This is a genomic window from Bacteroides sp. D2, assembly GCF_025147085.1.
Lineage (GTDB): Bacteria > Bacteroidota > Bacteroidia > Bacteroidales > Bacteroidaceae > Bacteroides.
In genome coordinates, this window is record NZ_CP102261.1 from 4,327,398 (window position 1) to 4,351,202 (window position 23,805).

Annotated in this window: 25 protein-coding genes; 19 read left to right on the forward strand and 6 right to left on the reverse strand. The window is 41.9% G+C overall.

Annotated elements, in window-relative coordinates; all coding sequences use genetic code 11:
* The first annotated feature begins 194 nt into the window (after positions 1-194).
* Positions 195-1,748 carry an ATP-binding protein gene (locus NQ505_RS15365; protein WP_008999215.1) on the forward strand — a complete coding sequence of 518 codons (1,554 nt, stop codon included), beginning with the start codon at positions 195-197 and terminating at the stop codon, positions 1,746-1,748.
* A 6-nt stretch (positions 1,749-1,754) separates the two neighbouring features.
* Here NQ505_RS15365 and NQ505_RS15370 read toward each other — a convergent pair whose 3' ends face one another.
* From NQ505_RS15370 to NQ505_RS15380, 3 genes are read right to left on the reverse strand one after another with little or no spacing between them, the layout of a single operon-like run.
* Positions 1,755-2,012 (reverse strand): hypothetical protein, encoded by a 258-nt coding sequence (locus NQ505_RS15370; RefSeq protein WP_004297510.1) that lies wholly within the window; start codon positions 2,010-2,012, stop codon positions 1,755-1,757.
* A 3-nt stretch (positions 2,013-2,015) separates the two neighbouring features.
* Positions 2,016-2,378 (reverse strand): phage holin family protein, encoded by a 363-nt coding sequence (locus NQ505_RS15375; protein WP_004297511.1) that lies wholly within the window; start codon positions 2,376-2,378, stop codon positions 2,016-2,018.
* A 32-nt stretch (positions 2,379-2,410) separates the two neighbouring features.
* Positions 2,411-2,620 carry a YtxH domain-containing protein gene (locus NQ505_RS15380; protein ID WP_004297513.1) on the reverse strand — a complete coding sequence of 70 codons (210 nt, stop codon included), beginning with the start codon at positions 2,618-2,620 and terminating at the stop codon, positions 2,411-2,413.
* Positions 2,621-2,820: 200 nt separating this feature from the next.
* Here NQ505_RS15380 and NQ505_RS15385 point away from each other — a divergent pair, with 200 nt between their 5' ends.
* From NQ505_RS15385 to NQ505_RS15470, 18 genes are all read left to right on the forward strand, one after another.
* Complete coding sequence (locus tag NQ505_RS15385; RefSeq protein WP_008999216.1) at positions 2,821-3,591, forward strand: SDR family oxidoreductase; 771 nt, start codon at positions 2,821-2,823, stop codon at positions 3,589-3,591.
* A 115-nt stretch (positions 3,592-3,706) separates the two neighbouring features.
* Complete coding sequence (locus NQ505_RS15390) at positions 3,707-4,201, forward strand: SPOR domain-containing protein (RefSeq protein WP_004311445.1); 495 nt, start codon at positions 3,707-3,709, stop codon at positions 4,199-4,201.
* Positions 4,202-4,452: 251 nt separating this feature from the next.
* The gene (cysQ, locus tag NQ505_RS15395) at positions 4,453-5,277 is read left to right on the forward strand and encodes a 3'(2'),5'-bisphosphate nucleotidase CysQ (RefSeq protein ID WP_008999217.1); all 825 of its coding nucleotides are present in this window, start codon (positions 4,453-4,455) and stop codon (positions 5,275-5,277) included.
* Between the two features lie 11 nt (positions 5,278-5,288).
* A complete protein-coding gene (locus NQ505_RS15400) occupies positions 5,289-6,842 on the forward strand; it encodes an SLC13 family permease (RefSeq protein ID WP_008999218.1) in 1,554 nt (517 codons plus the stop codon).
* A 12-nt stretch (positions 6,843-6,854) separates the two neighbouring features.
* Positions 6,855-7,463 carry an adenylyl-sulfate kinase gene (gene cysC / locus NQ505_RS15405; protein WP_004297522.1) on the forward strand — a complete coding sequence of 203 codons (609 nt, stop codon included), beginning with the start codon at positions 6,855-6,857 and terminating at the stop codon, positions 7,461-7,463.
* A 7-nt stretch (positions 7,464-7,470) separates the two neighbouring features.
* Positions 7,471-8,379, forward strand: coding sequence for a sulfate adenylyltransferase subunit CysD (gene cysD / locus NQ505_RS15410; protein ID WP_004297523.1), 909 nt, complete (start codon positions 7,471-7,473; stop codon positions 8,377-8,379).
* A gap of 12 nt (positions 8,380-8,391) precedes the next feature.
* Positions 8,392-9,852, forward strand: a complete 1,461-nt coding sequence (gene cysN, locus NQ505_RS15415) for a sulfate adenylyltransferase subunit CysN (protein WP_004307251.1) — start codon at positions 8,392-8,394, stop codon at positions 9,850-9,852.
* A gap of 82 nt (positions 9,853-9,934) precedes the next feature.
* Entirely contained in the window at positions 9,935-11,041 is a 1,107-nt protein-coding gene (locus tag NQ505_RS15420) for a sulfotransferase family protein (RefSeq protein WP_008999219.1), read from the forward strand.
* A 25-nt stretch (positions 11,042-11,066) separates the two neighbouring features.
* The gene (locus NQ505_RS15425) at positions 11,067-12,035 is read left to right on the forward strand and encodes a PCMD domain-containing protein (protein WP_004307249.1); all 969 of its coding nucleotides are present in this window, start codon (positions 11,067-11,069) and stop codon (positions 12,033-12,035) included.
* A 319-nt stretch (positions 12,036-12,354) separates the two neighbouring features.
* On the forward strand, positions 12,355-13,494 hold the full coding sequence (locus tag NQ505_RS15430; RefSeq protein WP_004311450.1) for an OmpA family protein: 1,140 nt from the start codon (positions 12,355-12,357) through the stop codon (positions 13,492-13,494).
* 74 nt (positions 13,495-13,568) lie between these two features.
* Complete coding sequence (gene ruvX / locus NQ505_RS15435; RefSeq protein WP_004307247.1) at positions 13,569-13,985, forward strand: Holliday junction resolvase RuvX; 417 nt, start codon at positions 13,569-13,571, stop codon at positions 13,983-13,985.
* Positions 13,986-14,030: 45 nt separating this feature from the next.
* Complete coding sequence (gene def / locus NQ505_RS15440) at positions 14,031-14,585, forward strand: peptide deformylase (RefSeq protein WP_004297529.1); 555 nt, start codon at positions 14,031-14,033, stop codon at positions 14,583-14,585.
* A gap of 76 nt (positions 14,586-14,661) precedes the next feature.
* Positions 14,662-16,692, forward strand: coding sequence for a tetratricopeptide repeat protein (locus tag NQ505_RS15445; RefSeq protein ID WP_008999220.1), 2,031 nt, complete (start codon positions 14,662-14,664; stop codon positions 16,690-16,692).
* An 82-nt stretch (positions 16,693-16,774) separates the two neighbouring features.
* Positions 16,775-18,715 carry a threonine--tRNA ligase gene (gene thrS, locus NQ505_RS15450; protein ID WP_008999221.1) on the forward strand — a complete coding sequence of 647 codons (1,941 nt, stop codon included), beginning with the start codon at positions 16,775-16,777 and terminating at the stop codon, positions 18,713-18,715.
* A gap of 72 nt (positions 18,716-18,787) precedes the next feature.
* Positions 18,788-19,399 carry a translation initiation factor IF-3 gene (gene infC / locus NQ505_RS15455; RefSeq protein WP_004307244.1) on the forward strand — a complete coding sequence of 204 codons (612 nt, stop codon included), beginning with the start codon at positions 18,788-18,790 and terminating at the stop codon, positions 19,397-19,399.
* A gap of 69 nt (positions 19,400-19,468) precedes the next feature.
* On the forward strand, positions 19,469-19,666 hold the full coding sequence (gene rpmI / locus NQ505_RS15460) for a 50S ribosomal protein L35 (protein WP_004297539.1): 198 nt from the start codon (positions 19,469-19,471) through the stop codon (positions 19,664-19,666).
* Positions 19,667-19,764: 98 nt separating this feature from the next.
* The gene (gene rplT / locus NQ505_RS15465; protein WP_004297540.1) at positions 19,765-20,115 is read left to right on the forward strand and encodes a 50S ribosomal protein L20; all 351 of its coding nucleotides are present in this window, start codon (positions 19,765-19,767) and stop codon (positions 20,113-20,115) included.
* A gap of 358 nt (positions 20,116-20,473) precedes the next feature.
* Positions 20,474-21,250, forward strand: coding sequence for an EFR1 family ferrodoxin (locus NQ505_RS15470; RefSeq protein ID WP_008999222.1), 777 nt, complete (start codon positions 20,474-20,476; stop codon positions 21,248-21,250).
* Here the strand turns inward: NQ505_RS15470 and xpt are convergent.
* From xpt to NQ505_RS15485, 3 genes are all read right to left on the reverse strand, one after another.
* Positions 21,237-21,809 carry a xanthine phosphoribosyltransferase gene (gene xpt, locus NQ505_RS15475; RefSeq protein WP_008999223.1) on the reverse strand — a complete coding sequence of 191 codons (573 nt, stop codon included), beginning with the start codon at positions 21,807-21,809 and terminating at the stop codon, positions 21,237-21,239. The genes NQ505_RS15470 and xpt overlap by 14 nt on opposite strands.
* 89 nt (positions 21,810-21,898) lie before the next feature.
* Positions 21,899-23,206: a phenylacetate--CoA ligase gene (locus NQ505_RS15480; RefSeq protein WP_004297543.1), complete on the reverse strand. Its 1,308-nt coding sequence runs from the start codon at positions 23,204-23,206 to the stop codon at positions 21,899-21,901.
* A 14-nt stretch (positions 23,207-23,220) separates the two neighbouring features.
* Complete coding sequence (locus tag NQ505_RS15485; protein WP_008999224.1) at positions 23,221-23,802, reverse strand: indolepyruvate oxidoreductase subunit beta; 582 nt, start codon at positions 23,800-23,802, stop codon at positions 23,221-23,223.
* Positions 23,803-23,805: the final 3 nt, after the last annotated feature.

Sequence of the window (23,805 nt, forward strand, 5' to 3'; positions counted from 1 at the left end):
ATACTTTATTTCTATTTAAAATTTATAGAAATAAATCCTTTCACTTTTCCTTATACACACGATAACACCTTCTGTTCCTGAATATAGCTCATCTAAAACTTTTTTCTATCATAGAATTAAAATCACTGCTAGTTTTGTGTTATAGAATGAAAGCAGTATATTTGTATGCACCATAATTAAAAGGTTGTACATGTATGAGCAATAAAATATATCCTATTGGTATCCAGAACTTCGAGAAAATCCGTCAAGACGGTTATTTCTATGTTGATAAAACGGCCCTGATGTATCAGATGGTAAAGACCGGGAGTTATTACTTTTTGAGTCGTCCGCGCCGTTTTGGAAAGAGTCTGCTGATCTCTACCTTGGAAGCATATTTTCAAGGGAAGAAGGAACTGTTTGCTGGACTGATGGTGGAGAAGCTCGAAAAAGATTGGATAGAACATCCAATTTTGCATCTTGACCTTAATATTGAGAAGTATGATGCGTCGGATAGTTTGGATAAGATTTTGAATGACAATTTGGAATATTGGGAAAGTAAATACGGAACTCGACCGTCTGAAACTTCATTTTCTCTGCGTTTTGCCGGTATCATTCAGCGCGCTTATGAAAAGACCGGTCAACGGGTGGTTATCTTGGTGGATGAATATGACAAGCCGATGTTGCAGGCAATTGGCAATGAGGACTTACAGAAGCAATTCCGGGATACATTGAAGCCTTTCTACGGGGCTTTGAAAACGAAAGACGGCTGCATCAAGTTTGCCTTGCTGACTGGGGTGACAAAATTTGGCAAGGTGAGCGTATTCAGTGACTTGAATAACTTGAAGGATGTTTCAATGGATGAACGCTTTGTGGATATTTGCGGTATCACGGAGAAAGAAATACATGACAATCTGGAGGAGGAATTGCATCAGTTGGCAGAAAAGCAGAAGATAAGTTATGAGCAGGTGTGCGCAGAATTGAAAGAATGTTATGATGGTTACCACTTTGTGGAACATACTATAGGAATCTATAACCCTTTCAGTCTGTTGAACACGTTTGATAAGATGAAGTTCGGCAGCTACTGGTTTGAGACGGGGACACCCACTTATCTGGTGAACTTGTTGAAGAAGCATCACTATGATTTGGAACGGATGGCTCATGAGGAAACAGATGAACAGGTGTTGAACAGTATCGACTCGGAATCTAGTAATCCCATTCCGGTGATTTACCAGAGCGGATATCTCACCATTAAGGGGTATGACGAACGTTTTGGTATATATCGTTTAGGTTTTCCGAATCGTGAAGTGGAAGAGGGGTTTGTTCGTTTCCTGCTTCCTTATTATGCGAACGTGAATAAGGTGGAGTCTCCGTTTGAAATTCAGAAGTTTGTCCGTGAAGTTGAATCTGGTGATTATAACTCTTTCTTCCGTCGTTTGCAAAGTTTCTTTGCAGATACAGGCTATGACGTGATTCGCGAGCAGGAGTTGCATTACGAAAATGTGCTTTTTATCGTTTTCAAACTCGTAGGCTTTTATACTAAAGTGGAATATCATACAAGCGAAGGGCGCATCGACCTTGTTTTGCAGACGGACAAATTCATATATGTCATGGAATTTAAACTGAATGGCACGGCAGAAGAAGCCTTGAAGCAGATTAATGAAAAACATTATTCACTTCCTTTTGAAGCGGATAATCGTAAGCTTTTTAAAGTAGGTGTGAACTTTAGTTCGCAAACAAGAAATATAGAAAAATGGATAGTGGAAGAGTAGCTCTTTTTATCTCAAATTCCTAAAATACGCCCGTATCTTCCGCATAATCTTGATTCCCATCACTACGCCATCAAATACAGCCATACCAGTATTGAACGAACGCATAAGTGCATCCGCCTTGTTGGTTGCCGGAGCAAGTGGGGCAAATATTTCGCGTGTAGTAGCTGTCATGGCTTTTTTTTGAGCATGGATCTCATTTAAAAGCTTCTTTTTACGTTCGGCAATCTCTTCTAATGTAAATTTCTGCGGGGTCTGCGCATTCATAATTTATTTATTTGAATCAGTTAAAAATAAATTAGCGAGGAAGTTCACCATCGGAGAAATGATGAGCTGCTTGCGGAAAATAATAACCAGGGCGATGAGAACAACATTGATGCCTGCTATGATGGCGAAACTCGACATCAGACCGCCCACTAAAGGCTCCAATATATAAGCAAGAGCAAAAAGCAGATAAAACAGGGCAACCATGCCAAGGATAATAAGTACTAATATCATAATTAACGTGGAAAAAAGTATGGTTAACTTCTCCGTCAATTCTAATTTGGTATATTCTTTTTGAAGCTCCAGATATTTCTTGAACTCGAAAAACAACTGCTGAAAATTCTCAATACTTTTATCGTCTGCAAACATGGTCGCTCTGTTTTTAGTCTTTGGTTACTCACTTATTCTGCTATTTCTCCCTTCATCTCGGCAGCGATCTCGTCAACGAGAGTTTCCATTTCACTGCGATTAAGCTTGATTCCTTTTTTACGAAGAATCTCTGCGATTTTATGACGGGTATCTTCTCCCTTTTCAGGAGCAAATAAAATACCAAGGGCTGCACCTACGGCTGCACCACCCAGAAAAGCTGCTAAAACATTCAATCCTTTCATAATGTATAATGTTTAAAATGATTATGATACAACAAATATAACATTTTTATCGAAAGGTTGTTCGTGAAAACTGAAAAAAAGTGCTTCGTTTTATAATTCTTTTTTTCTTTTATGGTTTAATCTTATTTAACTGACTTTCGTAGCTAACCTTTGAAGGTTAAGGCGTACTTTTGTTTTCGAATATTGTAAATCAAAACATAATGGAAGCTAAGATTGTTTTTATAACCGGTGCCAGTAGCGGAATTGGTGAGGGTTGTGCCCGTAAATTTGCGAGGGAGGGATGGAATCTGATTCTGAATGCCCGTACCGTATCGAAACTAGAAGAACTGAAAGCTGAACTGGAAGGGGCGTATGGTGTCCGGGTTTATATATTGCCTTTTGATGTGCGCGACCGGAAATTGGCTGCCGCCTCTTTGGAATCATTGCCCGAAGAATGGAAGACGATTGATGTGTTGGTGAACAACGCCGGACTGGTGATCGGTGTGGATAAGGAATTTGAGGGTAGCCTAGATGAATGGGATATCATGATCGATACGAATATAAGGGGACTGCTGGCTATGACGCGTTTGGTGGTGCCCGGTATGGTGGAACGCGGACGCGGACATATTATTAATATAGGATCTATTGCGGGGGATGCCGCTTATCCGGGCGGAAGTGTGTATTGCGCAACGAAAGCTGCCGTGAAGGCTCTTTCGGACGGACTCCGGATTGATCTGGTGGATACTCCGTTGAGAGTGACGAATGTCAAACCGGGAATGGTGGAGACAAACTTTACAGTGGTGCGTTATCGGGGAGATAAGGAAGCTGCCGATAATTTTTATAAAGGGATTCGTCCGTTGACGGGAGATGACATTGCAGAAACGGTTTATTTTGCCGCGTCGGCTCCTGCACATATTCAGATTGCGGAGGTACTTTTGATGCCTACTTATCAGGCAACAGGCACTATTTCGTATAAGAAGAAGTCGGAATAGACGTTTTTTTGACGGATTTCTTTGCCGGATGATAAAATTTCTATTATTTTGTTGCCCGAAACTAAATATAATAGACGAGAATATTGAATTATTAATTAAAACAGAGTATAGGATTATGAAAAAATTAGTCGTATTAGGAATGGGAGTATGCTTGGTGCTAGCATTTGCATCTTGTAAATCCAGCGAAAGTGCCTATAAGAAAGCTTACGAAAAAGCAAAACAGCAAGAATTGGCAGAACCGCAGGTGGAAGCTCCGGTAGAGGTTACTCCGGTGGTTGCAGCTCCTGTGACAACTACTAAAGTGGCAGATACATCCGGCGTTCGTCAGGAAAAGGTTACAGTGGTTTCCGGTAACGAAGGATTGAAAGATTATAGCGTTGTAGCAGGTAGCTTTGGCGTGAAAGCGAATGCTGAAGGCCTGAAAGATTGGTTGGACGGACAGGGATATCACTCTACGATTGCATTTAATGCTGATAAGGCAATGTATCGTGTGATAGTGAACTCTTTTGCTGACAAGACTGCTGCTGCTGAAGCTCGCGATGCATTCAAGGCTAAATACCCGAACCGTTCGGATTTCCAGGGTGCTTGGTTGCTGTATCGTGTATATTGATTTCTTTTTGGTAATATATATTGGAAAGAACGAACGTTTTTTTCCGAATAAGAAGGCGGTAACTGGGAAGTTACTGCTTTTTTATTGAAAATGAGTGGCTTTTTCGTTTAGATATTTTTATCTTTCTACTAAAAGAAGTTATAAATGATAGTGGGGAAACTTTTATAGCAAAGAAAGTTTTTACTTTTGTCAACTCTTAATTTGGAGGATGTTTTGCCTGAATGTGAATAGGGCATTAATTTAGAGATTGAATGGAACAAAAATATGTAATGGCTGCTATCGACGCGGCTCTAAAAGCAGGTGAAAAGATTCTTTCTATTTATAATGATCCGGCATCGGACTTTGAAATAGAGAGGAAAGCTGACAACTCTCCGCTAACTATAGCAGACAGAAAAGCGCATGAAGCGATTGTGGCTATTCTGAACGATACTCCTTTTCCTGTTCTTAGTGAAGAAGGGAAGCATTTAGGGTATGAGATCCGTCGAGGATGGGATACTTTATGGATTGTAGATCCGCTGGATGGAACGAAGGAGTTTATTAAGCGCAATGGAGAATTTACGGTAAATATCGCTTTGGTGCAGAACTCTGTACCTGTGTTCGGTGTTATTTATGTGCCTGTTAAAGAAGAACTTTATTTCGGGATCGAAGGTGCAGGGGCTTATAAATGTTCCGGTATTGTCAGTTTGGAAGATGACGGCGTGGCATTGGAACAACTGATTGGGAAGTCGGAACAGATACCTTTGAAGGAGGTGCACGATCATCTGATCGTGGTTGCTTCCCGTTCGCACCTGTCGCCTGAAACGGAATCATATATTGCAGATTTGAAGAAGAAACACGGCAGTGTGGAGTTGATTTCGAGCGGAAGTTCAATTAAAATCTGTCTGGTTGCTGAAGGTAAGGCTGATGTATATCCGCGTTTCGCTCCGACGATGGAGTGGGATACGGCTGCCGGGCATGCGATAGCCCGTGCTGCAGGGATGGAAGTATATCAGGCTGGAAAGGAAGAACCTCTACGATATAATAAGGAGGATTTATTGAATCCGTGGTTTATCGTTGAGCCAAAAAGAGAACACTAAATAATGTTTATATGACATTTGAAATTGTATTTGTACTATTATCCCTATTAGGAATGGTAGCGGCTTTGATAGCAGATAAGATGCGTCCGGGCATGATACTTTTTTCGGTAGTGGTTTTGTTTCTGTGTGCCGGCATTCTGACTCCTAAGGAGATGCTGGAAGGGTTTAGTAATAAAGGGATGATTACCGTTGCTCTGCTGTTTCTGGTGAGTGAGGGTATTCGTCAGTCGGGCACATTGGGACAAGTGATTAAGAAGTTGCTTCCGCAAGGAAAGACGACAGTATTTAAGGCACAGTTGCGTATCTTACCTTCGGTGGCATTTATTTCTGCCTTTCTGAATAATACGCCTGTTGTGGTTATTTTTGCCCCGATTATCAAGCATTGGGCTAAGTCGGTGAATCTTCCGGCTACGAAGTTTCTGATTCCTCTTTCTTATGTGACTATTTTGGGAGGTATCTGTACCTTGATCGGTACTTCTACCAATCTGGTGGTGCACGGTATGATATTGGAGGCCGGATTTGAAGGCTTTTCTATGTTTGAGCTCGGAAAGGTGGGGGTATTTATCGCTATTGCCGGAATTATTTATCTTTTTCTTTTCTCCAAACGTCTTTTGCCGGATGCACGTCCGGATACGGCTGTGCCGGATGAAGAAGTAGAGGAAGGGGAGAAGTTGCATCGGGTAGAGGCTGTTTTGGGTGCCCGTTTTCCCGGTATCAATAAAAAACTGAAGGATTTTAATTTCCAACGCCATTATGGTGCGGAGGTAAAAGAGATTAAAACACGTAACGGACAACGTTTTGTGTCGAATCTGGAGGAAGTGGTGCTTCACGAAGGGGATACATTGGTGGTGATGGCGGATGATACGTTTATTCCGACATGGGGGGAATCTTCTGTGTTTGTCTTGTTGACGAATGGGAATGAGCCGGATACTACCGGGAAGAAGAAGCGTTGGTTTGCTTTGCTGTTGCTGGTTCTGATGATTGTCGGCGCAACGGTGGGTGAGCTTCCGATAACGAAGGAGATGTTTCCGGATATCAAGCTGGATATGTTTTTCTTTGTGTCTATTACTACTATTATTATGGCATGGACGAATCTGTTCCCTGCCCGTAAATATACTAAATATATTTCGTGGGATATTCTGATTACTATTGCTTGTGCTTTTGCTATCAGTAAGGCGATGGTGAACTCCGGTGTGGCGGATAGCGTTGCGAAGTTTATTATCGGGTTGAGTGATGATTACGGTCCGCATGTGTTGCTTGCAATGGTGTTTATTATCACGAACTTGTTTACGGAATTGATTACTAATAATGCAGCAGCGGCTTTGGCGTTTCCTTTGGCATTGTCAATCTCTGCCCAATTAGGAGTGAGCCCTACGCCTTTCTTTGTGGTGATCTGTATGGCTGCATCTGCCAGCTTCTCGACACCGATTGGTTATCAGACAAATTTGATTGTGCAAGGTATTGGTAACTATAAGTTTACGGATTTTGTACGTATCGGGTTGCCGCTTAATATTATCACTTTCTTAATCTCTATTATTCTGATCCCGTTGATCTGGAACTTTTAAATAAAATTGTAAATGGAAGAAAAGAACCATATATATCCGATATTTGACCGCATGATGACGCGGCAGGACAAAGAAGAGCTTTTGGGGCAACACAGTGTGATGATCTGGTTTACCGGATTGAGTGGTTCCGGAAAGAGCACGATTGCCATCGCATTGGAACGTGAGCTTCATAAGCGTGGATTGCTTTGCCGTATCCTGGATGGGGATAATATCCGTAGTGGAATTAATAATAACCTGGGATTCTCCGAAACGGACCGGGTGGAAAATATCCGTCGCATAGCGGAAGTGTCGAAGTTGTTTCTGGATAGTGGTATCATTACGATTGCTGCATTTATCAGCCCTAATAATGATATTCGCGAAATGGCTGCAAACATTATTGGTAAGGATGATTTTCTGGAGGTTTTCGTTAGTACTCCGCTGGAGGAATGTGAGAAACGTGATGTGAAAGGATTGTATGCGAAGGCACGGAAAGGGGAAATTCAGAATTTTACAGGAATTTCCGCACCTTTCGAGGTTCCCGAGCATCCGGCTTTGTCACTAGATACTTCCAAATTGACTTTGGAGGAGTCGGTGAACCGTTTGTTGGAGCTTGTTTTGCCAAAAGTGAAGTGTATAAAATGAAATAAATATGGAAGAATATAAATTAAGCCACTTGAAGGAGCTCGAAGCCGAGTCTATTCATATCATCCGCGAGGTGGCGGCGGAATTTGAGAATCCGGTGATGCTTTACAGTATCGGAAAGGATTCCTCGGTGATGGTACGCTTGGCTGAAAAAGCGTTTTATCCGGGTAAAGTGCCATTCCCGTTGATGCATATCGATTCGAAATGGAAGTTCAAGGAGATGATTCAGTTTCGTGATGAATATGCGAAGAAGTACGGATGGAATCTGATTGTTGAAAGTAATATGGAGGCTTTTCATGCAGGGGTAGGACCTTTTACGCATGGAAGTAAGGTGCATACGGACTTGATGAAGACGCAGGCTTTGCTTCATGCGTTGGATAAGTATAAGTTTGATGCTGCATTTGGTGGTGCCCGTCGTGACGAGGAGAAGTCACGTGCGAAGGAACGTATTTTCTCTTTCCGGGATAAGTTTCACCAATGGGACCCGAAGAATCAGCGTCCTGAATTGTGGGATATTTATAATGCCCGCGTGCATAAGGGGGAAAGTATTCGTGTATTCCCGATTAGCAACTGGACTGAATTGGATATTTGGCAGTATATTCGCTTAGAGAATATTCCGATTGTTCCGTTGTATTATGCTAAGGAGCGTCCGGTAATTAATTTGGATGGCAATATTATTATGGCGGATGATGACCGTTTGCCTGAAAAGTACCGTGACCAGATTGAAATGAAGATGGTTCGTTTTCGTACGTTGGGCTGCTGGCCTCTGACAGGGGCGGTGGAAAGTGGAGCTGCTACGATTGAAGAGATTGTGGAGGAAATGATGACTACGACGAAGAGTGAACGTACTACCCGTGTGATTGACTTTGACCAGGAGGGTAGTATGGAACAAAAGAAGCGTGAGGGATACTTTTAATTGTAACTAGTTATGGCAGATAATAAATTAGATATAAAAGCTTTTCTGGACAAGGATGAACAGAAAGACTTGTTGAGACTGTTGACTGCGGGTTCGGTAGATGATGGAAAATCAACGTTGATCGGACGCTTGTTGTTTGACAGTAAGAAACTGTATGAGGATCAGTTGGATGCACTGGAGCGTGATAGTAAACGTGTGGGGAATGCGGGCGAGCATATTGACTATGCGTTATTGCTCGATGGATTGAAGGCTGAACGTGAACAGGGTATTACGATTGACGTGGCTTATCGCTATTTCTCAACGAATGGTCGTAAGTTTATCATCGCGGATACTCCGGGACATGAACAGTATACCCGTAATATGATTACCGGGGGATCTACGGCTAACTTGGCTATTATCTTGGTGGATGCTCGTACCGGAGTGATTACCCAGACTCGTCGCCATACTTTCCTGGTGTCTTTGCTGGGAATCAAGCATGTGGTGTTGGCTGTCAACAAGATGGACCTGGTGGGTTTCTCGGAAGAGCGTTTTAACGAGATTGTAGCTGACTATAAGAAGTTTGTTGCTCCATTGGGTATTCCTGACGTTAACTGTATTCCACTTTCTGCATTGGATGGGGATAATGTGGTGGATAAGTCTGAACGTACTCCGTGGTACAAGGGGATTTCTTTGCTCGATTTCCTTGAAACGGTTCATATTGATAATGACCATAATTTTACGGATTTCCGTTTCCCGGTTCAGTATGTGCTTCGTCCGAATCTGGATTTCAGAGGATTCTGTGGTAAAGTTGCATCCGGTATCGTTCGCAAAGGGGATACGGTGATGGCGCTTCCTTCCGGAAAAACATCTAAGGTGAAGAGTATCGTGACTTATGACGGGGAATTGGATTATGCTTTCCCACCGCAGTCTGTGACCTTGACATTGGAGGATGAGATCGATGTGTCGCGCGGCGAAATGTTGGTGCATCCTGACAATCTGCCAACGGTGGATCGTAACTTTGATGCTATGATGGTCTGGATGGATGAAGAACCGATGGATGTAAATAAGTCGTTCTTTATTAAGCAGACTACCAATTTGAGTCGTACGCGTATTGATACGATAAAGTATAAGGTGGACGTGAATACGATGGAGCATCTGTCTCTGGAGAATGGTCAGCTGACTAAAGAGACGTTGCCTTTGCAGTTGAATCAGATTGCCCGTGTGGTGCTGACTACGGCTAAGGAATTGTTCTTTGATCCTTATAAGAAGAATAAATCTTGTGGCTCATTTATCCTGATTGACCCGATCACTAATAATACTTCGGCAGTAGGTATGATTATCGACCGCGTGGAAATGAAAGATATGAGTGACACGGAGGATATTCCGGTATTGGATATGGCAAAACTGGGAATTGCTCCGGAACATTATGAAGCGGTAGAGAAAGCTGTGAAGGAACTGGAACGTCAGGGCCTTGCAGTGCGACTAATAAAATAGATTGTTCAACAATAAATTGAAAACTGAAAATGACAGCATTCTGTCGTCTTTAATTTTTAATTCTTAATTTCTAATTAATAAAGTGGGATTACTCGAATTTAATAAACTTCCGATTAATACATTGGTAGGTGCCGACTGGAAGACATTCAAGGCTATCACCGCCGGGCGTGAAATTGACGCAGCCTACAAAGGTAAATACCGATTGACGAAGGCTGTGTGCCGATTGCTTTCTCCACTGGCGTCATTACAAGACAGGCGTTACGAGAAGTTGCTGGCTAATCAGCCGTTGGAGCATGATCCGGTGTTCATTTTGGGACACTGGCGGAGTGGAACTACATTTGTACATAATGTGTTCTCTTGTGACAAGCATTTTGGGTATAACACTACTTATCAGACTGTATTTCCTCATCTGATGATGTGGGGACAGCCTTTCTTCAAAAAGAATATGAGTTGGCTGATGCCGGATAAACGTCCGACGGATAATATGGAATTGGCAGTGGATCTTCCCCAGGAAGAGGAGTTTGCTTTGTCGAACATGATGCCTTATACATATTATAATTTCTGGTTCCTGCCGAAATATCAGCAGGAGTATGCCGATAAGTATCTTTTGTTTGATGATATAACGGATGCCGAGTTGAAGGTGTTTGAAGAGGTGTTCACGAAGTTGATTAAGATCTCTTTGTGGAATACCCGTGGTACTCAATTCCTTAGCAAGAATCCTCCGCATACCGGCAGGGTGAAGGAGCTGGTGAAAATGTTCCCGAATGCTAAGTTTATCTACCTGATGCGTAATCCGTATACTGTATTCGAATCTACACGCAGTTTCTTTACCAATACGATTCAGCCGCTGAAATTGCAGGATGTCAGCAATGAACAATTAGAGGAAAATATCCTTTCTATCTATGCAAAACTTTATCATAAGTATGAATCGGATAAGAAATTTATTCCGGAAGGTAACTTGATGGAAGTGAAGTTTGAAGATTTTGAAGCGGATGCGATGGGAATGACGGAGAATATTTATCAGTCTCTTTCTATCCCCGGATTTGCCGAAGCACGTACTGATATAGAAAAATATGTGGGCGGAAAGAAGGGATATAAGAAGAATAAATATAAATATGACGACCGTACGATTCGTTTGGTAGAAGAGAATTGGGATTTTGCTTTGAAACAATGGGATTATAATTTATAAGAAGAAAAAGAAAGGAAAAGTATTGATGATTCAGAAAAGCGTTCATCGCCTGTTGATGACAGGTTTCGTTGCATTTATTTCTTCCTTGTCTTTGATGGCGCAACATAAAGTTGAAATGCTTCCTTTTGGGGACATGGATCAATGGGTGGACCGTCAGATAAAGGAATCGAGCATTATCGGTGGGAATACAAAGAATGTATATGCGATAGGGCCGACGACGGTAATTAAGGGAGATCAGGTTTATAAGAATATGGGCGGATCGCCTTGGGCTACTTCAAATGTGATGGCGAAAGTTGCCGGTATTACGAAAACTAATACTTCGGTATTCCCGGAGAAGCGGGGAGATGGATATTGCGCCCGTTTGGATACGCGCATGGAGAGTGTGAAAGTGTTGGGACTGGTTAATATTACGGTGTTGGCGGCTGGCTCTGTCTTTACCGGTTCGGTGCATGAGCCGATTAAGGGTACTAAAAACCCACAGAAAATGTTGCAGACCGGTATTCCGTTTACCAAAAAGCCGGTGGCTCTTCAGTTTGACTATAAAGTGAAGATGTCCGACCGGGAGAACCGTATTCGCGCTACCGGTTTCAGCAAGATTACGGATGTTCCCGGAAAAGATTATCCGGCAGCTATCCTGCTTCTGCAAAAACGTTGGGAAGATGCCAATGGAAATGTGTATGCAAAACGGATAGGGACTATGGTGACTTATTACTATCATTCTACAGACTGGAAAAATAATGCGACTTATGAAATTATGTACGGTGACATCACGAATCGTCCGGAATATAAGTCGCACATGATGCGTTTGCAGGCGACTGAAAGTTATACGGTGAACAGTAAGGGTGAAAGCGTGCCTATTCATGAAGTGGCCTGGGGAGATGAAAATGATGTTCCGACTCATATGTGTCTTCAGTTCACGTCCAGTCATGGAGGAGCCTATATCGGTTCTCCGGGAAATACACTGTGGATTGACAATGTAAAACTGGTATATTAACTAAAGTATATAGACAAAGAATAGAAATAGTCAGTGATCTAATTTCATCACTGACTATTTTTTTTTGTTTTAATTCTTCCACAACAAACCCCTTCAGATGCCTTCTGAAGTTATATTACACTTTTATCGCTCTATAAAATTCTATGAATGAATGAAAATTTACGTGTTTTTTTGTTTGTGTTATATTAAATATCTATATTTGCACTAATTTTAGAAGAAAGGATGACGTTTATTGTCTCTTAGTCAGGTGTAGAACATTTGGGTTGTGTATCTAGCCTGTAAGACAATTGAAATATATTATTTACTAAAATAAATTGAGATGAAAAAGGGTTTATTGTTTATTTTATTGGCAGCAGTCTCAGTATGTCTGCCTGCACAAGAAAAAGAAAATGCAGCAAAGAGTTATAGAGTGGAAACAAATCGCTTTGGTGCTAACTGGTTTATTAGTGGTGGCGTTGGCGCACAAATGTATTTTGGTGACAATGATGGTAAAGCTGACTTCGGAAAACGTCTTGCTCCGGCACTTGACATTGCTGTAGGTAAGTGGTTTACTCCGGGTATCGGATTACGTGTAGCTTACAACGGGCTTCAGGCTAAAGGTGCTACTCCTAATGCTAATGGTCCGCTTGTAGACGGAGGACAGTATTCTAATGGCTACTACAAAGAAAAGTGGAATGTGATGAACTTCCATGGAGATGTAATGCTGAATCTTTCCAATATGATTTGTGGTTATAGAGAAGATCGTCTGTATTCATTCATTCCTTATGCAGGAGCTGGATTTGTACATTCAGGAAAAGGTGCAGGTTATGACGAACTGGGTATCAATGCCGGTTTGATCAACCGTTTCCGTTTGTCTTCTGCTTTGGATCTTAACGTTGAATTGCGTGGACTTTTGATGAAAGGCGCATTTGGCAATTCAGGTCCTGAAGGATTGGCTGGTCTGACTGTAGGTGTTACTTACAAGTTTAAGAAACGTGGTTGGGATGCTGTTCCTACTGTACCAATGGTTCCGGAAAGCCAGTTGAACGACATGAGAGACAGAGTGAACGCTTTGAAGGGTGAAAACGAATCTTTGAAACGTGACTTGGTTGAAGCTCGTAACAAGAAACCTGAAGTGATCGTTAAGAAAGAAGCTGGATTCGTTCCACGTCTGGTTGTTGTATTCAATATCGGAAAGAGCAACATCAGCAAGAGAGAATACATGAATATTGAAGCTATGGCTAAGGGTATCAAAGCAACTGATAAAGTGTTTACTATAACAGGATATGCTGATAAGGGTACTGGTTCTGCTGAATACAACATGAAGTTGAGTAAGAAGAGAGCTGAAGCTGTTCGTGACCTGATGGTTAATGAATTTGGTGTTCCTGCTTCTCAATTGAAGGTTGATTACAAGGGTGGTGTAGGCAACATGTTCTATGATGATGCTAAGTTAAGCCGTGTAGCTATTGTTGAAGAATAATATACATTTGAAATAATAGAATAAAAGAGACGTTTCCTTTCACGGGAAGCGTCTTTTTTGTATTTTTGTACCCCATGAGCAGAATAGTAGCAATAGATTATGGAAGAAAACGTACCGGAATAGCTGTGAGCGATACAATGCAGCTGATCGCAAACGGATTGACGACGGTGCCCACGCATGAACTTCTGAACTTTATCGGTGAATATATAGCTAAAGAACCGGTGGAGCGGATTATTATTGGATTGCCCAAGCAAATGAATAATGAGGTTTCGGAGAATATGAAGAATATAGAGCCTTTTGTTCGTTCGCTGAAAAAGCGTTATCCGGACCTTCCGGTCGAATATGTGGACGAACGTTTCACTTCTGTTCTTGCACACCGTACCATGTTGGAGGCCGGCTTGAAGAAAAAGGACCGGCAAAATAAGGCATTGGTGGACGAGATAAGTGCTACTATTATTTTGCAAACATATTTGGAGAGTAAACGTTTTTAGTATAGGACATAAGAATAACTTAATTTTTTAGTAGAGTATAAAAATATGATTTTACCTATTTATGTATATGGCCAACCTGTATTGAGAAAGGTTGCAGAGGACATAACACCGGATTATCCGAATCTGAAAGAGTTGATTGAGAACATGTTCGAAACAATGGTACATGCAGACGGTGTAGGATTGGCTGCTCCACAGATTGGTTTGCCTATTCGCGTGGTTACGATTACATTGGATCCGCTTTCGGAGGAATATCCTGAATTTAAAGACTTTAATAAGGCGTATATCAATCCCCACATTCTGGAAGTAGGGGGTGAAGAAGTGAGTATGGAAGAGGGATGCTTAAGCCTTCCCGGTATTCACGAAACAGTGAAAAGGGGTGATAAAATTCGCGTGAAATATATGGACGAGAATTTTGTGGAGCATGAAGAAGAGGTGGAAGGTTATCTGGCTCGGGTGATGCAACATGAGTTCGATCATTTGGATGGTAAGATGTTCATTGACCATATCTCACCGCTTCGTAAGCAGATGATTAAAGGAAAGCTGAATACGATGTTGAAGGGAAAAGCGCGCAGTTCATATAAGATGAAACAGGTGAAATAAAGATAAAAAACGTTTATATCCCTGTTAAGTAAGCGAAAAGCATTATTTTTGCTTCGTTTACAAGCATAAAATATCAATGGTAAAAAGAATCTTAACAGTTTTATTACTGTTCCCAACGCTGGTGTGTGCTCAAATAAATACGGATCGGGTGATGACTATTGCCCGAAACGCTCTTTATTTTGAGGACTATGTACTTTCTATTCAGTATTTTAACCAGGTTATTAACGCTAAGCCTTATCTGTATGAACCTTATTTCTTCAGGGCATTGGCTAAACTGAATCTGGAGGATTTTCAGGGTGCTGAAGCAGACTGTGATGCAGCTATCCAACGCAATCCATTTGTGGTGGGTGCTTATCAGATTCGTGGTTTGGCAAGGATTCGTCAGAGTAAATTTGATGGAGCGATTGAGGATTATAAGAAAGCATTGCATTATGATCCGGAGAATATTACTTTATGGCATAACCTGACATTATCTCATATCCAGAAGAAGGATTATAATGCTGCGAAAGAGGATTTGGAAAGCTTGTTGAAGGTGTCTCCACGCTATACCCGTGCTTATTTGATGAGGGGGGAAGTGTCTTTACAACAGAAAGATACGATTGCTGCCTTGAATGACTTCAATAAGGCGCTTGAACTGGATAAATATGATCCGGATGCTTGGGCTGCAAGAGCGATTGTTAAATTACAACAGGCTAAGTATGCGGAAGCGGAAGCGGATTTCAACCGTGCTATTCCGTTGAGTGCTAAGAATGCTGGAAATTATATAAACCGTGCATTGGCTCGTTTTCATCAGAATAATTTAAGAGGTGCCATGAGCGATTATGATCTGGCATTGGATATTGATCCGAATAACTTTATCGGTCATTATAACCGCGGTTTGTTACGTGCACAGGTAGGAGATGATAACCGGGCTATCGAAGACTTCGACTTTGTTATCAAGATGGAGCCGGATAATATGATGGCTGTCTTTAACCGTGGTTTGCTGCGTGCGCAAACGGGTGATTATCGCGGGGCTATACAAGATTACACAACTGTTATCAATCAGTATCCGAACTTCCTGGCCGGATACTATCAGCGTTCGGAAGCTCGCAGAAAGATTGGAGATAAGAAGGGTGCGGAGCAGGATGAAATTAAAGTCATGAAGGCGCAGATCGACAAGCAGAACGGTGTGACGAACAAAGATGTAGCACAGAACAAGGATAAGGAAAATGATGAGGAAGGCGGAGAGAAGACCCGTAAGAAATCCGATAAGAATATGAATAACTATCGTAAGATAGTGATTGCGGATGATTCTGAAGCCGAACAACGCTATACAAGTGATTATCGTGGTCGTGTGCAGGATAAGAATGTAAATATAACGCTGGAACCGATGTTCGCTTTGACTTATTATGAGAAGATGAGTGACGTGAAACGTTCGGTGAACTTCCACAAATATATTGAAGACTTGAACCGTACGGGTATACTTCCGAAACGTCTTCGTATCACAAATATGGAAGCTCCATTGACGGAAGAACAGGTGAAGGTGCATTTTGCCTTGATTGATACACACACATCGGCGATTGTGGAAGATGACAAGAATGCTTCGAAACGTTTTGCCCGTGCGATTGATTTTTATCTGGTGCAGGACTTCTCGAGTGCGGTTTCTGATTTGACCCAGACGATCTTGCTGGATGGTGATTTCTTCCCGGCATATTTTATGCGTGCATTGATTCGTTGTAAACAGTTGGAATATCAGAAGGCTGAACAAGCTGTCGAAACAGATGTTGTTCCTGGCGATAATAAGCGTAAAGAGATTACCGCGGTAGATTATGAGGTGGTGAGAAAAGATTTGGATAAGGTGATTAATCTGGCTCCGGACTTTGTGTACGCATATTATAATCGTGCTAATGTTTCTGCCATGTTGAAAGATTACCGTGCCGCAATTATTGACTACGATAAGGCGATCGAGCTAAATCCTGATTTTGCGGATGCTTATTTCAATCGTGGACTGACTCACATTTTCTTAGGAAATAATAAGCTGGGCATTTCAGATTTGAGTAAAGCCGGTGAGTTGGGGATTGTTTCTGCTTATAATGTTATCAAACGTTTTACAGATCAATCGGAATAACATTTTTTTGATAAAAAATAGAAAACTCAAAAGATTTAGTTACTTTTGCGTTCAAATTATGAAAATATAACATCATCATATTATGATAAAGATAACATTTCCCGATGGCTCCGTTCGTGAGTATAACGAAGGAGTGAACGGTTTACAGATTGCTGAAAGTATCAGCTCGCGTCTGGCACAGGAAGTGCTGGCATGTGGCGTGAACGGCGAGACTTATGATTTAGGACGTCCTATTAATGAAGATGCTAATTTCGTTCTTTATAAATGGGATGATGAAGAAGGTAAGCACGCATTCTGGCATACAAGTGCACACTTGTTGGCGGAAGCTTTGCAGGAACTTTATCCGGGTATCCAGTTTGGTATCGGACCGGCTATTGAAAACGGATTCTACTATGATGTGGATCCGGGTGAAGCGGTAATTAAAGAAAGCGACCTTCCTGCCATTGAAGCTAAAATGTTGGAACTGGCTGCAAAGAAAGAAGACGTAGTCAGAAAAAGCATCGCAAAAACGGATGCTCTGAAAATGTTTGGTGATCGTGGCGAAACATATAAATGTGAATTGATTTCTGAACTGGAAGACGGACACATTACGACTTATACACAGGGTGCATTTACTGACCTTTGTCGTGGTCCTCACTTGATGACGACTGCTCCGATCAAGGCTATTAAACTGACAACTGTGGCTGGTGCTTACTGGCGTGGTCATGAGGATCGTAAGATGTTGACCCGTATTTATGGTATCACGTTCCCGAAGAAGAAAATGCTGGATGAGTATCTGGTGTTGTTGGAAGAAGCGAAGAAGCGTGACCATCGTAAGATTGGTAAGGAGATGCAGCTGTTTATGTTCTCTGAAACTGTCGGTAAGGGACTTCCTATGTGGTTGCCGAAAGGTACTGCATTGCGTCTGCGTCTGCAGGAGTTCTTGCGTCGTATCCAGACACGTTACGATTATCAGGAGGTGATTACTCCGCCAATCGGTAATAAGTTGCTGTATGTGACTTCGGGTCACTATGCAAAATATGGCAAGGATGCTTTCCAACCTATCCATACTCCGGAAGAGGGGGAAGAGTATTTCTTGAAACCAATGAACTGTCCTCACCACTGTGAGATTTACAAGAACTTCCCACGTTCTTATAAAGACCTTCCGTTGCGTATAGCTGAATTTGGTACGGTTTGTCGTTATGAACAAAGTGGAGAGTTACATGGTTTAACTCGTGTTCGTAGCTTTACGCAGGATGATGCGCATATCTTCTGTCGTCCGGAGCAGGTGAAAGATGAGTTCCTTCGTGTGATGGATATTATATCTATTGTGTTCCGTTCCATGGATTTCCAGAATTTTGAAGCACAGATATCTTTGCGTGATAAAGTGAACCGTGAAAAGTATATTGGTAGCGATGATAACTGGGAAAAAGCGGAACAGGCTATTATCGAGGCTTGTGCGGAGAAGGGCTTGCCTGCTAAGATTGAGTATGGAGAAGCTGCTTTCTATGGTCCTAAGCTCGACTTTATGGTGAAAGACGCTATCGGTCGTCGTTGGCAGCTGGGTACTATCCAGGTTGACTACAACTTGCCGGAACGCTTTGAACTTGAATATATGGGCTCTGATAATCAGAAGCATCGTCCGGTGATGATTCACCGTGCTCCGTTCGGATCAATGGAACGTTTTGTTGCTGTATTGATTGAGCACACTGCCGGTAAGTTCCCATTGTGGCTGACACCGGAACAGGTAGTTATTCTGCCGATCAGTGAGAAGTTCAATGAATATGCAGAACAGGTGAAGATGTATCTGAAAATACACGAAATCCGTGCGATTGTAGATGATCGTAACGAGAAGATCGGTCGCAAGATTCGTGATAATGAAATGAAGCGCATTCCTTATATGCTGATTGTCGGTGAAAAAGAGGCTGAAAATGGTGAAGTTTCTGTTCGTAGACAAGGCGAAGGTGACAAAGGAACCATGAAATTTGAAGAATTTGCTAAAATTTTGAACGAAGAAGTTCAGAATATGATAAATAAATGGTAACTTTGCAGCCGTTTCAGAATAAAATATTTAGTATAACAATAAAAAGATCAAACTAGGAAGTAAACGTTTTTAATGAAGAATGACACTCTAAAAGGGCAATACAGAATCAATGAACAGATTCGTGCCAAGGAAGTTCGCATAGTAAGCGATGATATTGAACCGAAAGTATATCCAATCTTTCAGGCTCTGAAAATGGCTGAAGAAAAAGAATTGGATTTAGTGGAAATTTCTCCTAATGCTCAACCCCCTGTTTGTCGTATTATTGATTATTCTAAATTTCTTTATCAATTAAAGAAACGTCAGAAGGAACAGAAAGCGAAGCAGGTGAAGGTTAATGTGAAGGAGATTCGTTTTGGTCCCCAGACAGATGACCATGATTACAACTTTAAGTTGAAACATGCTAAAGGATTCTTGGAAGACGGTGATAAGGTGAAGGCTTATGTATTCTTTAAAGGTCGTTCTATCCTTTTTAAGGAACAAGGTGAAGTATTGTTGCTTCGTTTTGCGAATGATTTGGAAGACTATGCTAAAGTGGATCAGATGCCGATACTGGAAGGTAAGCGTATGACTATCCAGCTTTCTCCGAAGAAGAAAGAAGCTCCTAAAAAGCCTGCAACGGCCGGAGCACCGAAACCTGCTGCTCCTGCACAAAAAGCAGAGAAGCCGGAAACGAGCGAAGAATAAGAAAAGGATGCGTAACGCGCAGGTATAGTGCGTTGCCATTATATATTTAATAATTTAAAAACAAGTAAGATGCCAAAGATGAAGACTAACTCCGGTTCTAAAAAAAGGTTTACCCTTACCGGAACAGGTAAAATCAAAAGAAAGCACGCTTTTCACAGTCACATTTTGACTAAGAAATCCAAGAAGAGAAAAAGAAATCTGTGCTACTCTACAACTGTTGATACAACAAATGTAAGCCAGGTTAAGGAACTCTTAGCAATGAAGTAATCAAAAGCGTAAAAGTATTATTAAAGTATTAACCGAATGCATTAGCCTGAAGTTCGCTGCGTGAAGTAGCGGCGCTAACATTCAAAAAAAGTAAAACTATGCCAAGATCAGTAAATCATGTTGCTTCAAAAGCAAGAAGAAAGAAAATTTTGAAATTGACCAGAGGTTACTTTGGTGCAAGAAAGAATGTATGGACCGTAGCTAAAAACACTTGGGAAAAGGGTTTGACTTACGCGTTCCGTGACCGTAGAAATAAGAAAAGAAACTTCCGCGCTCTTTGGATACAACGTATCAACGCTGCTGCACGTCTTGAAGGAATGTCTTATTCTAAATTGATGGGCGGTCTGCACAAAGCCGGTATTGAAATAAACCGTAAGGTTTTGGCTGATTTAGCTATGAATCACCCGGAAGCTTTCAAAGCTGTAGTTGCTAAAGCTAAAGCTGCTTAAGCATCAATAGTTTACGAGTTACAAAGTGTCAGTTACTAAGCTAGTAACTGACACTTTTCTTTTGTTAGGCGGATAAAAGGGAGTGAAAAAAATGTTAGTAGGTAAACAAATTCCTTTTTTTTCTTGTTAGTCTCATAGATTCTTATTACATTTGTGATACAAAAATATTAGCCGTATCGACTGGATCGGGAAACTCTTCAAATTAATCTGATGCACCGAGAAAGCTTCGTTCTTCAATGGCGGGCCACATCCTTCGGGACAGCTTTAAGCCGGTGGATTACAAAGAGGGCGAGCGCTCAAATCTTGTTCTATCAGAGTTTCATCACATCGTCGATGCGGCTTTTTTATATACTTTTCTATGATATTTTATTTCTCCGGTACAGGTAATTCTAAGTGGATTGCAAATCAGCTTTCCAAAGAGCAAAAAGAAGAGTTGGTTTTTATTCCTGATGCGCTAAAGAATGGAGCATTGGAGTTTAGTTTGCAGGCAGATGAAAAGATCGGCTTTGTATTTCCTATCTATTCGTGGGGACCTCCTGAAATAGTATTGAACTTTGTTCGACAGCTCTCTTTAAGGGGGTATAAAAGACAATATTTGTTTTTTGTTTGTTCCTGTGGTGATGATACCGGGCTTACCCAGCAAGTACTGGCGAAGGCATTAAAGAATAAAGGTTGGGAATGTCACGCTGGTTTCTCGGTGACTATGCCTAATAATTATGTCTTGCTTCCCGGTTTCGACGTGGATAATAAAGAGTTGGAAGAGAAAAAACTAGCGGATGCTGTTTCGACTGTCAGTAAAATAAATGCTTCGATAAGTAAGAGGGAAGAGCTGTTTCTCTGTCATGAAGGGAGTATGCCTTTTATCAAGACGAGGATTATAAATCCGTTGTTTAATCGTTTTCAGATGTCTCCTAAGCATTTTTATGCTACCGATGCTTGTATTGGGTGTAAGCGTTGTGAGAAGAGTTGCCCGGTGGAGAATGTTACAGTTGTGGACGGAAGGCCTGTTTGGGGAATGGATTGCACCTCATGCCTGGCATGTTATCATGTTTGTCCGCAGCATGCGGTGCAATATGGAAAAAGGACGAAAGATAAAGGGCAGTATTTCAACCCCAATCAATCTACTCGTCTTTGATTTTAATACAGCAGTTGGATAAGTCTTCAATGATGGCCAGACTTTCTACTCTGACACCTTGTTCCTCAAGCATTTTGCGGCCATTCTGGAAGGCTTTTTCAATAATGAAGCCCATTCCTACCAAATTTGCTCCGGATTGCTTGATGAGGTCGATAATGCCCAATGCGGCATTTCCGTATGCGAGAAAGTCATCCACGAAAAGAACATTGTCGTTCGGGGTGAGGAAATCTGCACTGATAACGACTTCATAATCACGGTCTTTGGTGAATGAGTGCACGGTGGTGCTTAGTGCATTCTGGATGGTTTTAGGAGACTTTTTCTTTGCAAATACAACTGGTAAATCCATCAGGTAGCCTGTCATGATAGCAGGGGCGATGCCGCTGGCTTCGATCGTCATAATCTTATTTACGTTTGTGGCTGCAAAACGGCGGACAAACTCAACTCCGATTGATTTCATCAGGACAGGGTCCATTTGATGATTAATAAAACCGTCTACTTTCAGGATACCTCCTTCGTAGCACTTTCCGTCTTGCAGAATTCTTTTTTTAAGTAATTGCATGCTGTATGATATTAATTAAATAATGTGCTAATATTCCATTCCGCGTGGTGAACAGCGGTTGGTATATTAGCACATGGAAATTTGAATCGTTACTTGTTGTCTCTTAAGTCTTTTACTCGGACGGCTTTTCCTTCGCTTTGCGGGAGAGAGCCTTTTTTAACCAGTTTAACTTTGGGAGTCACCAATATTTCATCCTTTAATTGGCGGGTTATATCCTTGCGGATCTTCTCCAGTTCAATATAATTGTCAGTGGAAAGGTCGCTTAATTCTACTTCGACGATCATCTCGTCTTGGTTGTTGACTGTTTCCAGTGTAATCAGGTAATTGCTGCCTAATTCGGGGAATTGTACGAGTATCTTTTCTACTTGCATCGGGAAGATATTTACTCCCTTGATAATGAACATATCATCACTGCGTCCCTTGATACGATCAATACGGATGTGTGTGCGGCCGCAGGGGCATTTTCCCGGAAGAATACGGGTTAAGTCACGGGTGCGATAGCGGATTAACGGCATCATCTCCCGGTCGAGAGTCGTAAGTACTAATTCTCCGATTTCTCCTTCCTGAACGGGTTCTCCTGTTTCCGGATCGATAATTTCTACCAGATAACAGTCTTCCCAGAAGTGCATTCCGTTTTGTTCCTGACATTCGAAAGCAACACCGGGACCGTTCATTTCTGTCATACCGAAGCTGTTGTATGCTTTTACGCCCAGCATCTTTTCTATTTTCCGGCGTTGTTCGTCGGTGTGAGGTTCAGCACCGATAACCAGCGTTTTCAGTGTGGTTCCTTTGGGATCAAGGCCTTCTTCCTGAAAGACTTCGGCAAGGCGGATGGCATAGCTGGGGATAGCATGTAAAGCGGTAGTCTTAAAGTCGTTGATGAATTTAATCTGTCGTTTACTGTTTCCGGCTGCGGCAGGGACTGTCAGACAGCCCAGGCGTTCTGCACCGTATTGGAAGCCTAACCCTCCTGTAAACATACCGTATCCGGAGCTGTTTTGGAAGACGTCGGTCTTGCGTATTCCTACTGCGTACAGGCAACGGGCTACCAGGTTGGCCCAGGAGTCGAGATCGTGCTGTGAATGAACAATAACTGTCGGGTTTCCGGTAGTACCACTGGAAGAGTGAATACGTACACCATCATTGCTCATATCACCTGCTACCAGCCCGAAAGGATAGTGGGCACGCATATCGGCCTTGGTAGTAAAGGGCAATTTGCGGATATCGTCTAATGATTGTATGCTATCTGCAGTGATGCCATGTTTGCTGAAAACTTCTTTGTAATATGGGGAGTTTGCAGCTATATTGATTGTTTTCTTAAGCCGTCGAAGTTGTAATTCCTGCAACTTCTCCCGGCTCATGGTTTCTAGTTCTTCTTCCCAATATTGTGTATTCATGATAATGTCTGTTATTACATTAGCTTTTCTGCAATTTCCTTGCCGGCGGTCAATGCTTTAAGATTCATTTCTACAATTGCTTCTCCCTTGCGCAGGAAGATTTCACGGATGCTGTCTTGTACTTTTTCGTAGTCGATGTCAAGGAATGGAATGGTTGCTCCCAGTAAGACTATGTTGGCAACGCGGGCGGAGCCTACTTCTTTGGCTACTTTGTCTACGTTCAACACAATTTTGTGAGGCAGCTTATTGATTTCTGCCATTACTTTGTCTGCTTCCGGATAATTGGGGATATTGACAAACGGAGTTTCGTTAGTCACTAACCAACCGTTAGGGCTAAGATAGGGGAGGTAGCGCAATCCTTCCATGGGTTCCAATGAAATGATAAGGTCGCATTTACCTGATGGGATCAAGTCTGAAGCAATCGGCTGGTCGCTGATACGGAGGTTGGATTGAACATCTCCTCCGCGTTGGCTCATTCCGTGCACTTCTGCTTGTTTCATATATAATCCTTCTTTCAAGGCAGCTTTGCCGATCACTGTAGCAATAGACAGAATTCCCTGTCCACCGACTCCTGATAATATAATGTCTTTCTTCATGGC